General features: G+C 46.3%; 9 protein-coding genes. 7 read left to right on the top strand and 2 right to left on the bottom strand.

Features of this window, described 5'->3' with window-relative positions:
* Nucleotides 1–32: 32 nt before the first annotated feature.
* On the top strand, nt 33–3,452 hold the full coding sequence (locus BM008_RS08445; RefSeq protein ID WP_091936039.1) for a DNA polymerase II large subunit: 3,420 nt from the start codon (nt 33–35) through the stop codon (nt 3,450–3,452).
* Between the two features lie 38 nt (nt 3,453–3,490).
* On the opposite strand, the gene mmp10 is transcribed toward BM008_RS08445, so the two are convergent.
* Entirely contained in the window at nt 3,491–4,723 is a 1,233-nt protein-coding gene (mmp10, locus tag BM008_RS08440) for a methyl coenzyme M reductase-arginine methyltransferase Mmp10 (RefSeq protein ID WP_091936037.1), read from the bottom strand.
* Nucleotides 4,724–5,089: 366 nt separating this feature from the next.
* Between mmp10 and mcrB the strand changes: the two genes are divergently transcribed.
* The 6 genes from mcrB to BM008_RS08410 all read left to right on the top strand — a co-directional run bounded on the left by mcrB (nt 5,090) and on the right by BM008_RS08410 (nt 11,417).
* Nucleotides 5,090–6,394, top strand: a complete 1,305-nt coding sequence (gene mcrB, locus BM008_RS08435) for a coenzyme-B sulfoethylthiotransferase subunit beta (protein WP_091936035.1) — start codon at nt 5,090–5,092, stop codon at nt 6,392–6,394.
* Between the two features lie 50 nt (nt 6,395–6,444).
* Nucleotides 6,445–6,951, top strand: coding sequence for a methyl-coenzyme M reductase operon protein D (gene mcrD, locus BM008_RS08430; RefSeq protein WP_091936034.1), 507 nt, complete (start codon nt 6,445–6,447; stop codon nt 6,949–6,951).
* An 8-nt stretch (nt 6,952–6,959) separates the two neighbouring features.
* The gene (mcrC, locus tag BM008_RS08425; protein ID WP_091936032.1) at nt 6,960–7,562 is read left to right on the top strand and encodes a methyl-coenzyme M reductase I operon protein C; all 603 of its coding nucleotides are present in this window, start codon (nt 6,960–6,962) and stop codon (nt 7,560–7,562) included.
* Nucleotides 7,563–7,574: 12 nt separating this feature from the next.
* Nucleotides 7,575–8,324, top strand: coding sequence for a coenzyme-B sulfoethylthiotransferase subunit gamma (gene mcrG, locus BM008_RS08420; protein WP_091936030.1), 750 nt, complete (start codon nt 7,575–7,577; stop codon nt 8,322–8,324).
* 10 nt (nt 8,325–8,334) lie between these two features.
* Nucleotides 8,335–10,053, top strand: coding sequence for a coenzyme-B sulfoethylthiotransferase subunit alpha (gene mcrA / locus BM008_RS08415; RefSeq protein WP_091936029.1), 1,719 nt, complete (start codon nt 8,335–8,337; stop codon nt 10,051–10,053).
* A 227-nt stretch (nt 10,054–10,280) separates the two neighbouring features.
* The gene (locus BM008_RS08410) at nt 10,281–11,417 is read left to right on the top strand and encodes a TIGR04083 family peptide-modifying radical SAM enzyme (protein WP_091936027.1); all 1,137 of its coding nucleotides are present in this window, start codon (nt 10,281–10,283) and stop codon (nt 11,415–11,417) included.
* A gap of 83 nt (nt 11,418–11,500) precedes the next feature.
* Here BM008_RS08410 and BM008_RS08405 read toward each other — a convergent pair whose 3' ends face one another.
* A complete protein-coding gene (locus BM008_RS08405; protein ID WP_091936025.1) occupies nt 11,501–14,029 on the bottom strand; it encodes a PGF-pre-PGF domain-containing protein in 2,529 nt (842 codons plus the stop codon).
* Nucleotides 14,030–14,293: the final 264 nt, after the last annotated feature.

Raw genomic sequence — 14,293 nt, 5'->3', positions numbered from 1 at the left:
GCATATTTCCACAGCACGGAGGGCCATTCTAAATGGGTGAAATAGTAGTCAGCGAAGCAATGGGTGAGTATTTTGAGGGACTTGAGTCCAAACTCCATGAGGAGATAGAGATCGCCAATCGCGCACGTTCCAGAGGAAAGGACCCCAAACCCCATATAGAGATCCCGCTTGCCAAGGACCTTGCAGACAGGGTTGAGAACCTGATCGGTGTGAAAGGTGTCGCTGAACAGATACGAATATTCGATGAGACCATGTCCCGTGAAGAAGGTGCTCTTGCAATAGGAAAAGCTGTTGCAGAGGGGGCTGTAGGTGAGTTCGAATCAAAGGAAGCAGCTATAGAGGCTGCCATACGTGTATCTGTGGCAATGCTCACGGAAGGTGTCGTTGCAGCACCCATAGAGGGAATTGACAAGGTGACCCTTGGTAAGAATGATGATGGAAGCGAGTACATCAGGATCTTCTATTCAGGACCTATACGCAGTGCAGGAGGAACAGCCCAGGCACTTTCAGTACTGGTAGGGGACTATGTGCGGCGTGCAGTTGGTATTGACAGGTTCAAGCCGCGCAAGGATGAGGTTGAGAGGTACGTGGAGGAGATCCTTCTCTACAGGCGTGTGGCAACTCTTCAATACACACCATCTGAAGATGAGATCCGGCTTATCGTTGAAAATTGTCCCATATGTATAGATGGGGAACCCACAGAGGCCGAAGAGGTCGAAGGCTACAGGAACATGGACAGGATAGAGACCAACAGGGTGCGCGGAGGTATGTGTCTTGTACTTGCAGAAGGTCTGGCGTTAAAAGCCCCGAAGGTCTTAAAACACGTAAATAAGCTTGAAATGGATGGCTGGGACTGGCTTAACAAACTCATAGCCGGAACCAAAAGCTCAGATGATGATGATGGCGGTTTTGTCGGTGTCAAACCCAAGGACAAATATCTCAGGGATCTTATTGCAGGAAGACCTGTTTTCTCCCACCCCATGCGACCCGGAGGTTTCAGGTTAAGGTATGGCAGGTCACGAAACACTTCCTTTGCAGCTGCAGGGATAAGTCCTGCGAGCATGTATATAATGGACAGCTTTATCGTCGCAGGTACCCAGCTTAAAGTAGAACGTCCGGGAAAAGCTGCTGGTATGGCGCCAGTGGATAGTATTGAAGGTCCCACTGTCAGGTTAAGATCAGGTGATATCATCAGAGTGGATGATGAGCAGATGGCCATAGATATCCATCCTGAAGTAGAGGAGATCATCGATATCGGTGAGATCCTTATCAATTACGGTGACTTTCTGGAGAACAATCATCCGCTTGTGCCTTCTTCTTATTGTTTTGAATGGTGGATACAGGAATTCGAGAGGGATGTAGAGAATTCCCCTTATACAAGGGATGAACTGAAGTTGCCTTCACAGGAACTTGCTCTGGAATTATGTGATACTTATAAGGTCCCTCTGCATCCAGCATATACCTATTTGTGGCATGATATTTCCGTAGATGAATATATTGCTCTTACAGCATTCGTATCTGAGAAAGGCTCTCTCTCTTCTGATGGTTCCATTCTGGAACTGCCACTGGAGCCAGGAGATAGTAATGGTATGAAGCAGATCCTGGAGAACCTGCTTGTACTGCACAGGATAAACGACGGGAAAATGGTCATTGAGAACCCACTTCCATTTATCAGGTGTCTTGGTCTTGAAAAAGACCTGAGTCGCAAATGGAGCTCATTGGAATCTGTCGAGATAATGGATGCTGTCAATGAGGTCAGTGGTGTCATTGTCAGACCCAGGGCTCCTATCCGGATCGGTGCAAGGATGGGTCGACCGGAGAAATCCAACAAAAGGAAGATGTCTCCTGCTCCTCATGTTCTTTTCCCGATAGGTGACTCTGCAGGGAATACCCGTAAGATGGAAGCTGCTGCCGGATATATGTCTTCAATGAATGGGAAGGTCGGCCAGATACGGGTTGAGATCGGTAATCGTGTGTGTCCTGCATGTGGAGTGGATTCATTCCTTTACCGCTGTGATTGTGGTGAGTTCACTATTCCAAAACTGTTCTGTCCGAGATGTGGTATATCCATACAGAAGGATGCATGTCCGAAATGTGGTTCGAAGACAACCTGTGTGAAGATGCAGAACATCAACTTCAAGGAAATATATCAGGCTGCCTTTGCAAAGGTTGGCGAGCGTGAGAATATCGAGGTCAAGGGTGTCAAGCGCATGATGTCCGGGACCATGACGCCGGAACCACTTGAAAAAGGGATACTCAGGGCCAAACATGATCTTTATACTTTCAAGGATGGGACTGTCAGATATGATATGTCCGATATCCCTCTGACGCATATACGTGCTGATGAGCTGGCTATAGGTGTCGAGAAGTTGCAACAGATCGGCTACACAGAGGATATATACGGCAATCCTCTTGAACGGGATGATCAGGTTGTATGTCTCAAGGTCCAGGACCTTGTTGTCTCATATGATTGTGCTGACTATCTGCTGAGGACCACGGAGTACATCGATGATCTCCTTGTGAAATATTATGGCGAGGAGCCTTATTATAATGCAAAGAAGCGTGAGGACCTTGTTGGTGTGATGCTCATGGGGCTTGCTCCGCACACTTCAGCAGGTGTACTTGGACGACTTGTAGGATTCACCAAAGCATCTGTGGGTTATGCACATCCATTCTTCCATGCTGCGAAGAGGAGGAACTGTGATGGTGATGAGGACTGTGTGATGCTTCTTCTGGATGGTCTTATGAACTTCTCAAGGGACTATCTGCCTGAGAAGAGGGGAGGTAAGATGGATGCTCCTCTTGTTCTCACAACACGTCTTGATCCAAGTGAGGTTGACAAGGAAGCGCATAATATCGATGTTTGTGACCATTATCCTCTTGAGTTCTATGAGGCAAGTCTGGAATATACAAATCCCAAGGAACTGGAATCGACTTTCGATCTTATAAGTTCCAGACTTGGTACTCCTGACCAGTATGAGCATTTCATGTTCACTCATGATACCTCTGACATAGCTGCAGGCCCCCTTAACAGTGCTTACAAGACCCTTGGCAGCATGGTGGAGAAGATGGATGCCCAGCTTGCACTGGGGGATAAGATACGCGCTGTGGATGCTTCCAATGTCGCAGAGAGGGTACTGATATCCCACTTCCTGCCGGATATGTTCGGTAATCTCAGGGCGTTCTCGAGGCAGGGTACAAGGTGCCTTAAATGTGCTGCAAAGTTCAGAAGACCTCCGCTTACTGGTCTATGTCCTAAATGTGGCGGACGTGTGATACTTACGGTCCATGAAGGGGCTGTGAAGAAGTATCTCGAGGTCTCAAAGAAGGTTGCAGTGGAGTACAATGTTTCAAGTTATACAAAACAGAGGATAGACCTTCTTGGTCTTGATATGAAGTCATTGTTCGAGAATGACCGGTCAAAACAGACCGGCCTTCTGGAATTTATGTAATGGTCTATGTATCAGCTTCTGGTATTTTTACCAGGGATCTATTCGGCTATCGGAAGACCTATCGCATTTATCTCATTTATGAGCTCGGTGAACTGCTCGATCTCGAATTCGAGCACTTCTTCCTTTGAGTGACCTATGGACATCTCTCCGTCATATGTGAGCATTTCAGGTCCTCTACGCACAAAACGTGAGACTCCATCCCTTGAGAGAACATTTGTTGCTTCAGCATCATACACGAACGCTCTTCCCGGCATGATCACTGTTTCCTTTACGTTGTTCAGGTCAAGTCTTTCCAGATCCTCTATTGTTATGAGGCATCCTATATCCTTTTCAACGGCAACGACATTGACAGGACTTCCGATTTTTGTGAATATCTCCTGAAGCCTTTCTTTAGAAGCTCTGCTTGAAAGCACAGTTGCATCCTTTCTGACCTCTGGTAATTTGCCAAGTGCTTCCTCTTCGTTCCTGATGGCGTATGGGGAACCAATGAGCGGGTCTTCAAGTGGTGTTCCTGTGATCCTTATGTTATATTTTGCATCGGCATCACGGACTATCTGCACGAACTCCTCTATGGTGTGTGTTTCTATCCCATCCATCACAGGTGCGTTGTTCAGTATGAGGCCTTCTTCTGTCCTGTTGGCAAAGCGCATAAGTATCGCTCCCTTTGCTCCCATTTCCACAAGATCTGTCAGTGTCTTGTCCAGAACATCTCCGTCATTGACCCCGGGGATCAGGACAATAGCTGCATAGACATCGCATTGCTTGCAGAACTGGCGGAGCACCTCAAGTGATGCTTCAGGTTCAGGGTCTCTCATGTACTCTTTTCGAAGAGCTGGATCAGTTGCGAATACTGTGAAGGAAACCTCTGTAACTCCGTATTCTATGAAGAACTCTGCTTCGTCGCCTTTATCGAAGCCTTTTCCACTTGTATATCCAAGGTGGATCGGCAGACCGAACTGTGCCAGATTAGCAACCAATTCCTTCAGGTCCGGGTAACAACTTACGTCCCCTCCACCACTGATGGTTATCTTTTCTATGTCTCCTCCCATCATGAGTCTCTGATAGAGTTCCTGGAATACGTATTGTCCTGGTTTGAAGCTGGAGTAGGCTTCCCTTACACCTCTGGTGCAGTAATCACAGCCCTTTTTGAAGGGAAAACAGTATTTGCATCCAAAAGGAGGATTCTCTTTTACCTTTTTGAAATAACAATATGTGCAGAAGCCCTTGCAATCGATCCCTGGATTGCCTCCTACGTCAGCGGTGATCTCCATAGAACGAATTACATATTATATAGGTACTTAAAGGTTTGCGGATCCTTCTCTTTTGTCTGAAAAATTATCTATAACAGGTTAAGTTCTCTCACTGGCATTTATATAGTTTATGTAATTCGCTATGCTGGCAATGAACATACTCAATTATTTTGATCAATGGTTTTTACTTGCGTTCGATGATAACGATATTGTCAGAAACGATGCAAAAGGTTTAAACGTCATTGTTGCTTAATAATTCCGAGAATTCCCATTGGAAAATGTGCGTACAGAGATTACTGTGTGGTACAGAGTAATTGACTTTCATTCGCTAATCTGTACGTTTCCATAAGGGTGATTTCTGAATAGAAACATAGGAGGAAAATATACGTGTCTGATAAAATAGACATTTACGACGACAGAGGTAAACTGTTGGAAAGCGGCGTTGATCTTACAGCTATTGCGCCAACAAGGAACGCAGCGATTCAAAACATCATCAAAGATACAAAGAGGACAGTTGCTGTTAACCTCGCAGGTATCGACAAAGCACTTAAGACCGGTTCAATGGGTGGAGCTAAAAAGCAGATCCTCGGTAGAGAACTTGAGTACGATATCGTAGGCAACTCAGGTGCTATCTGTGATGCAGTAAAGAAGCTCATCCAGGTCAGCGATGATGACGACACAGCAGTAACAGAACTTAGTGGCGGAAAGCAGCTTCTTGTCCAGATCCCAAGCATAAGGACCCAGATAGGTGCTGACTTCGTATCTGCAAGTACCGTAACAGGTGCAGCAGTCGTCCAGACCATCATTGACATGTTCAACACTGACATGTTCGATGCACCAATCGTAAAGTCCGCTGTATGGGGAAGCTACCCACAGACAATGGACATGAAGGGCGCAAACATCGCATCCATTCTCAGCATCCCACAGAACAACGAAGGTCTTGGTTACTCCCTGAGGAACATCACAACAAACCACGTAGCAGCAATTACCGGCAAGAAGGCAATGAATGCAGCAGCACTTTCATCAATCTTCGAGCAGGTAGGAATGTACGAGATGGGTAACGCTGTAGGACCATTCGAGAGACACCAGTTACTCGGTCTTGCATACCAGGGTCTTAACGCAGGCAACTACGTTTACGACATCGTAAAAGAGAACGGTAAGGACGGTACGATCGGTACTGTGATTCAGTCAACAGTTGACAGAGCTCTTGAAGCAGGTATCATCTCAGTCGACAAGACAGCTCCATCCGGATACAACTTCTACAAGGCAAACGATGTTTCAATGTGGAACGCATGTGCAGCAGCAGGTCAGCTTGCAGCAACCATGGTAAACTGTGGTGCAGGCAGGGCAGCTCAGAACGTATCATCAACCATCCTCTACTACAACGACATACTTGAGAAGGAAACAGGTCTTCCAGGTACTGACATGGGTAGAGCACAGGGTACTGCAGTAGGATTCTCATTCTTCAGTCACTCCATCTATGGTGGCGGTGGACCAGGTATCTTCAACGGTAACCACGTTGTAACCAGACACTCCAGAGGTTTCGCAATTCCTTGTGTATGTGCAGCAGTTTCACTTGATGCAGGCACACAGATGACCACCATAGAGAAGACATCCACACTTGTCGGTAACGTATTTGGATCCATCCCAGAATTCAAGGAGCCAATCAAGGCAGTGGCAGGTGCACTCTAAGGCCCAACTCCCCTCCTTAAATATCACAGATAATCATAAAGGTAACAAAAATGTCCGAAGCTTGTTCAGCCGCAAACATTGTGCAGCTTGAAGTATTTCCTTCAAGGCTGCTAAAACCTGAAACCGCTCAGTCCTTGCTCAACGCTATCGCAGATGTCGATGGTATAATAAGACTGTTCGTTCATGGTCCAAGACTTCCTCAGACCGTTCCTTACGGACCTGCAACAGGCTTACCTGTGCAGCATTCAGGGAACAAGGTCATAGAGGTTGCAGGTCAGACAATAGAACTTTCCGTATATGTCGGTAGCATTCGTATAGAAGTTGCAGATGTAGACGTAAAGGAGCAGGTCAGGGAAGTTTGTGAAACTATCCTTACAATGCCCTTTGAATTCAGAGTAGGTCATTTCATACCAACCAGGCAGACCGTCACCGATTATGCAAAACGGGGACCCGGCGCTGATCCTATGATGATAGGAATGACAGATCCGAAGGGAAAATTGAAGGATAATCCTGTATGTATCCTTAAACCTGATGACATACCAAATGACATGGAATAAGTGATAGAATGTTCGACCGGGAAACACAGGTTGTAGATTGCAGACACGGAATGGGTCTTGGCCGTGGAGGAGGACTTGCTCAGCGCGGTACTCTTTCCGAAACAGGAAGACCTGATGTCATCGCAGTTGCAATGAGTCCGGGAAGAAGACATATCACAAAACCAGTATGTGAACTCACATATGGCATGCGCCGTGAGGAAATTCAGGTAAGTGTGCTCGTGCTCAACACCGGTTCAGGTGTTCCGGATACCAACATGGGTTCCGGCTCTTTTGGAATAAGTCCTGAAGAGATAGCACAGATCAACAGGCATAAAGTTGCTGTGATCCACACAGGGAACATCAGAGACCATGTGGTCAGAAAAGTAAAGTCAATTCTTGAAGAAGCCGATATTCCTGCAGTAGTTGTTTGTCAGACCCTCGTTGATTTCGAGGATTTTGCAATGGCAGGAGTTAAGACCCGGCTTGTTAAACCCAAAGATAGTGATATTTTAGCAAAAGGAAGGGTAATGGAAATTGTGACAGGAGTTACACGAGGCGAATCATGTTCCAGGGAAAAACTGAACGAACTCGTGAAAGCCGTGAAAACCACAATGAGATCATTAGAGAATTAGGAGTGAATAATAATGGCATATGAACTACAATATTATCCAGGAGCAACATCCGTTGCTGAAAACAGAAGAAAACACATGTCTGGTAAAGTCGAGAAGCTCAGAGAGATCTCCGACGATGACCTGACACTTGTTCTCGGACACCGTGCACCAGGTAGCGACTACCCAAGCACCCACCCACCACTCGCAGAAATGGGCGAGCCAGAGTGTTCAGTCAGAGAAATGGTAGAACCAACACCAGGCGCAAAAGCTGGTGACAGGGTAAGGTATGTACAGTTCGTTGACTCAATGTACAACGGTCCATCAGTACCATACTTCAGATCCTACGCAGCATCAATCAACTTCAGAGGTGTCGACCCAGGAACACTTTCCGGTCGTCAGGTCGTTGAAGCTCGTGAGAGAGACATGGAAGAGATCGCAAAGTTCCAGATGGAAACTGAAATGACCTGCCCAGCACTCGCAAGTCTTAGAGGTGCAACAGTACACGGTCACTCACTCAGACTTCCTGAGGACGGCGTAATGTTCGACATGCTCGACAGGTGCAGAAGAGAAGGCGATGTAATCATTATGCACAAGGACCAGGTAGGAAGACCTATCGACAAGAAGGTAAACCTTGGTAAGCCAATGTCTGCAGAAGAAGCAGCAAAGAGGACAACCATCTACCGTGTCGACAATGTAGCATTCAGAGATGACGCAGAGGTCATCGAATGGGTACACAGAGTATTCGACCAGAGAACCACATACGGATTCAAGCCGGAGAACTGAGGTGATTATAATGGCAGACGATAGAAAGAGAATGTTTGCAAAACACATGGAAATCAAGTACACGAAAGAACACGGTACTAACAAGATGAACGGTGGAGAGATCACTGACAAGACTGTAGAGTACTACAGACTTGGTGTCGATCAGAACCCACGTAAATTAGAGATGAAAAAAGCTGGTAAGGAACTCGCAGAGAAGAGAGGCCTTGTCGGTTACAACCCAATGATGCACTGTGGTGGTATACCACTCGGTCAGAGAGCACTTACCCCATCATTCCTTTCCGGAACAGATGACATGGTAGAGATCGATGACCTTCACTACGTCAACAACGCTGCAATGCAGCAGATGTGGGATGACATCAGAAGGACCGTAATTGTGGGTCTGGACATGGCACACGAGACCCTCGAGAAGAGGCTCGGTATCGAAGTCACACCAGAAACGATCAACCACTACCTTGAGACACTCAACCACGCACTTCCTGGTGGAGCAGTTGTCCAGGAACACATGGTCGAAACACACCCAGCTCTTGTAGATGACTGTTTCGTAAAGATCTTCACCGGTGACGATGAACTCGCAGATGAGATCGACAGCCAGTTCCTTATCGACATCAACAAGCAGTTCCCTGCAGAGCAGGCAGAGCAGCTTAAGGCAGCGATCGGAAAGAACTCATTCCAGGCAGCACACATCCCAACAATTGTCAGCAGAACCACAGACGGTGGTCAGACAAGCAGATGGATGGCTATGCAGGTCGGTATGGCTTTCATTTCAGCATACAGCATGTGTGCTGGTGAAGCAGCAGTAGCTGACCTTTCATACGCAGCAAAGCACGCTGGTGTTATCCAGATGGGAGAAATGCTTCCTGCAAGACGTGCACGTGCACCAAACGAGCCTGGAGGAATTCCATTCGGTCACATGGCTGATATCATCCAGACCAGCCGTAAGACACCAGAAGACCCAGCAAACGTTACCCTTGAGGTAGTTGGTGGAGCATGTATGCTTTACGACCAGATCTGGCTCGGTTCATACATGTCTGGTGGTGTAGGTTTCACCCAGTACGCAACAGCAGCATACTGTAACAACATCCTTGATGACAACCTCTACTACAACGTAGACTACATCAACGACAAGTACGATGGTGCAGCAACAACAGGTACAGACAACAAGATAAAGGCAGACCTCGAAGTAGTAAAGGACATCGCAACAGAGTCCACGATCTACGGTCTCGAGAACTACGAGAAGTACCCAACAACCCTCGAAGACCACTTCGGTGGATCCCAGAGAGCAACAAGCCTTTCCGCAGCAGCTGGTTCAGCTGTATCCCTGGCAACAGGAAACGGAAACGCTGGTCTCTCCGGATGGTACCTCTGTATGTACCTCCACAAGGAAGCACACGGCCGTCTCGGTTTCTTCGGATACGACCTGCAGGACCAGTGTGGTGCTACAAACGTACTCTCATACCAGTCCGACGAAGGTCTTGCTCTTGAACTCCGTGGACCAAACTACCCTAACTACGCAATGAACGTAGGTCACCAGGGTGGTTACACAGCTATTGCATCCGCTGCTCACGCAGGACGTGGAGATGCATATGCAGTCAACCCACTTGTCAAGGTCTGTTTCGCAGACGATCTCCTGCCATTTGACTTCTCTAAGCCAAGGAAGGAGTTCGCAAGAGGAGCTCTCAAAGAGTTCGAGCCTGCTGGTGAGAGATCACTCATCATTCCAGCAAAGTAATTTTAAAACAAGTGTAGGCTTTATGCCTACTACTTACCCTTTTTTTGGATAATTTCTACTTTTCTGTCCCATCATTCTGCTTTGTTCTTCTTTATTCTGTGATTCTTATCTCAAGACCATTCCTTTATTCGAAGAACTATTCAAGTACTGATCAATGGGAAATGCTTCTTAGAAAACTACTAATAACTTGAAACCTTGAAGAAGCTTAAAAACAAGGTGCTACAAAAATGTCTTTTCACGTGATGCTTATCCCAACCCTGGGTTGCCCGGGAGAATGTAATTATTGCTGGAGTTCCGAAGAAAAGTCTCCTATTATGAGTATCGAGACCATAAAAGAAGTAGTTGAATGGCTCAAGAACTTCGAGGAGGATTCGGTTACTTTTACTTTCCATGGAGGAGAACCGCTCCTGGCAGGTGCAGACTTTTACAGGGAGGCGTTACCGCTCCTTGCTGAGGGAGCAAAGCCGAAGAAAGTGGCTTTTGCAATACAGACCAACCTCTGGAAGATGACCGATGAGATAGCTGAGATCTTCGCGGAATATAACATTCCGATCGGTTCCAGTCTTGACGGTCCTAAAGAGCTTAATGATTTCCAGAGAGGAGAGGGCTATTATGAAAAGACCATGCGTGGCTATGAGATCGCAAAGGAACATGGACTTTCCGTGAGATTCATTACCACTTTCACTTCCCATTCTGAAAAATTCAGAGAGGAGATCTTCAATTTCTATCTGGAGAATGGCTGGACCCTTAAGTTCCACCCTGCTCTGCCTTCATTACGTGGCGACGAACCTGAAAAATGGGCTCTTGATCCGGAAGAATACGGCAGGCTTCTCATCTATCTCCTGGACAAATATCTGGAGAACATAGACAAGATCGAGGTAATGAACATCGACCACCTCTGTAAAGGCGTATTCAGCGGCAGAGGTGCAGTATGCACTTTCGTAGACTGTATGGGAGATGTCTTAGCAATCGGACCTGACGGAGGCATATATCCATGCTATCGTTTTGTAGGTATGCCTGAATATGTAATGGGCAATGTCCGTGACGATCCAGGTATTGAAGAACTTTCAAAGTCCGCTGCATGGAAGCTCATGTTCGATTACAAGGCTCATGTGGATGAGAACTGCAAGGACTGCAAGCATATAAAATACTGCAGAGGCGGCTGTCCTTACAATGCTATAACTCCTACTGGTGGAGAAATAAAGGACGTGGACCCACATTGTATCTCCTATAAGATGATACTGGATGAAATAACCGAGAGGGTGAATAATGAGATGTTCGGTGGCCCAAGTATGGAGGCTGACTTCTTCCAGAATCCTATGAAGCCTTCAAAACCGGGAATAATGGCACTGATGTTCAAGTGAATATGAGTGGGGCCAAATAGGCAGGAAACCTTACTCTAAAAACAAAAAAGCTGACAGGACACATGTCCCGTCATTTATTTTTCTTATTTTCTTTTTCTGATCACAAGCATTGCAAGTGATACAAAGCCAACTCCTACCAGTGCACCAAAACCTGGTGTGCTCTTTGTATCTTCTGTGCTTGCTTCGTCTGTTTGTTCCTCTTCAGAACCGATCGATGCAGTTTCTTCTGCCTGAATGCTCTCTTCTGATACTCCCTCGCTGGCAGTGTCTGCCACAATCGAGAATAGCGAGAAGTCGGAGGTTTCGGCTGTGAAGTACAGGAAATCCACATCTTCACTTTCCAGGTCTGTTGGAAGTTCCTGCCATTCTCCCTCATAGAAATGCATCAGAGAGATGGTATCAGGGTCGATGTTGTTCTCATTGATCCATTCCCTGCTTACCTTGAAACGTATCATTATGTTCTCTGCATTATCATTTGAGATCGTACCTTCGGCTCCAACGTCGATGCTCATCACAGAATATACGTTGCCACCTGGAACCGGTACGTCGTCAGGTGTGCCATTGAGAACCTGGACCTTTGTAACAACCAGACCTTCATCCTCCTCTGCATCAAAACCGATTCCAAGGACCGGACCATCACCATCGGAAAGGTCGAACTCGATTGCCGTGCTTCCTGAAACACGCATTAAGGATGTGTCGGTGCTTATCACAATATCAGGTTCCTGACTGGAACTGACGGATACGCGATGGCTGGAACTTGAACTTCCTTGATCGGAACTTTCTGTACTGACCGCAGATACAGTAATATATGCAGTCCTTGTGATGATATTGCTTCCCTGAGCATTGCTTGCATTGAGGCTCACATTGTAGGTTCCCACGGCTGAATAAGTGTGGTTCGGGTTCTGGTCGGTGGAAGTGTTCCCGTCACCGAGATCCCATGACCATGCTGTCGGATCGTTCGTCGATGAATCGGTGAAACCTACGGAGAGTGGAACCGTGCCGGAGGTCACATTGGCACTGAAGCCGGCAACCGGGGCATCAACGATCGTGATGTACGAAGTTCTTACACGTGTGCTGCTGCCGGATGGGTTTGTGAGAATTAAACTGATGTTATAGGTTCCTGTTGTGGTATAATTGTGTGTAGGGTTCTGGTCGGTGGAAGTTGTTCCGTCACTGAAGTCCCATAACCATGAGCTGATCAAACCTGTGGAATGGTCGGTAAAGGCTACATCCTGCGTTGCTGTTACTGATGTTGTATTAACTACAAAGCCGGCAACCGGCGGTGCAGGTTCCGGAATAAAATCAATTTCCGGGTTTGCCCCTTCAGTAACGTTTACGGTCTGGATCGCAGGTGTTTCATAATCCTGCTTCACTACGGTGATATTGTATGTACCTGGCCAGAGATACAGGGTTGTATTGGCCTGTACTGATCGGTTGATCCCATCCACATATACCCAGGCATCTGGTACAGAGGAATTCACAGGCAACGTACCTGTCATACTAAAGGCAAACTTGAGGAATGCGTTATTCGAGTTGGTATAATCATAATAACTGATCCCTGCATTTCCTGAAGAATCGAAGCAAAGGGATGCATACCTCCCAACATCATTCGTGCTGTCCACGGTTTCAATTTCCCAGTTCGCACCATTGTAATATGCGAATTTAAGGTCGTCGTTATTAACATCGTTATAACTTATCGCCGGATTTCCAGAAGCATCGAAGGCAAGGGAAGTGAGATCGCCTCCATAAGTGTATTCGTCTTCATCAAAGTACAAGCCTGGTGCGTTGCCTACCGTTTCTGTTTCCCAGTATGCGCCATTGTAATGTGCAAATTTGAGGTCTTTGTTTGTCAGATCGAAATAGCTTATCGCCGGATCTCCGGAAGGATCATAGCAAAGGGAAGTTCCCATTCCAACATTCAGCCTACTGTCCACTGTTTCTATTTCCCAGTTTGCACCATTGTAATGGGCGAACTTGAGGTCCTTGCTGGTATTGAAATCATAATAACTGATTGCCGGATTGTCTGAAGGATCGAAGGCAAGGGACGTATATATTCCAACATCTCCTATGTTGTCCACTGTTTCTGTTTCCCATATCCCGCCATTGTAATATGCGAATTTGAGGCTGGTGTTGTACCGGTACGCATCGTAATAACTTATCGCTGGATTGCCTGAAGAATCAAAGGCAAGGGAAGTATGAAGTCCAACCAGTCCTGCATTGTCCACAGTTTCTGTTTCCCAACTTGAGTTGTTGTAGTATGTGAATTTGAGACTACCATTTAGCCAATCATAATAACTGATCGCTGGATTGCCTGAATGATCAAACTCAAGGGAAGTGTAGAGTCCAACCTGTCCTGCATCGTCCACTGTTTCTATTTCCCAGCTTGAGTTATTGTAGTGTGTGAATTTGAGTTCGTGGGAATTATAATATAGATAACTTATCGCTGGATTGTCTGAAGGATCGAAGGCAAGGGAAGTATACTTCCCAGTATTGGGACCAGCATAGGGACAATAACTGGAAGCGTCATCCACCGTCTCTGTCTGCCAGTTCATTGCACTTACAGGAGATACGAATATCGCAAGAAGAGCAATTGCTAGAATGATGTGTTTCATCTCACATCACTTCCCGGGTTTTGGGTAAGTTGGGTGAATTGTTCAAAAGGAAGAGTTTCATATGAGGTAAGATCTGAATTTAAAATCAAGATGGATGTTTTTACCGTTTTTGACAGGTTCAGGGTGATCACCTTTTATATTTGTATAATTGAATATTAATATGTGTGTAACTATGCACACGTCTGTATATAAGTTTTATGAGAAAGTTATTTTGTACTTCCTTAGTTCGTCCGTATCTTTTTTCCGTTGCTGTTTATTTGAAAT

This window comes from Methanolobus profundi, assembly GCF_900114835.1.
Taxonomy (GTDB): Archaea; Halobacteriota; Methanosarcinia; order Methanosarcinales; family Methanosarcinaceae; genus Methanolobus; species Methanolobus profundi.
The sequence above is the reverse complement of the archived record's forward strand: the minus strand, read 5'-3'. Positions and strand labels throughout refer to the sequence as shown.

Bases quoted from the DNA above. Each gene is read 5' to 3' on its own strand.
- BM008_RS08445 (WP_091936039.1), top strand. From the start codon at position 33: ATGGGTGAAATAGTAGTCAGCGAAGCAATGGGTGAGTATTTTGAGGGA.
- mmp10 (WP_091936037.1), bottom strand. From the start codon at position 4,723: ATGGAGATCACCGCTGACGTAGGAGGCAATCCAGGGATCGATTGCAAG.
- mcrD (WP_091936034.1), top strand. From the start codon at position 6,445: ATGTCCGAAGCTTGTTCAGCCGCAAACATTGTGCAGCTTGAAGTATTT.
- mcrC (WP_091936032.1), top strand. From the start codon at position 6,960: ATGTTCGACCGGGAAACACAGGTTGTAGATTGCAGACACGGAATGGGT.
- mcrG (WP_091936030.1), top strand. From the start codon at position 7,575: ATGGCATATGAACTACAATATTATCCAGGAGCAACATCCGTTGCTGAA.
- mcrA (WP_091936029.1), top strand. From the start codon at position 8,335: ATGGCAGACGATAGAAAGAGAATGTTTGCAAAACACATGGAAATCAAG.
- BM008_RS08410 (WP_091936027.1), top strand. From the start codon at position 10,281: ATGTCTTTTCACGTGATGCTTATCCCAACCCTGGGTTGCCCGGGAGAA.
- BM008_RS08405 (WP_091936025.1), bottom strand. From the start codon at position 14,029: ATGAAACACATCATTCTAGCAATTGCTCTTCTTGCGATATTCGTATCT.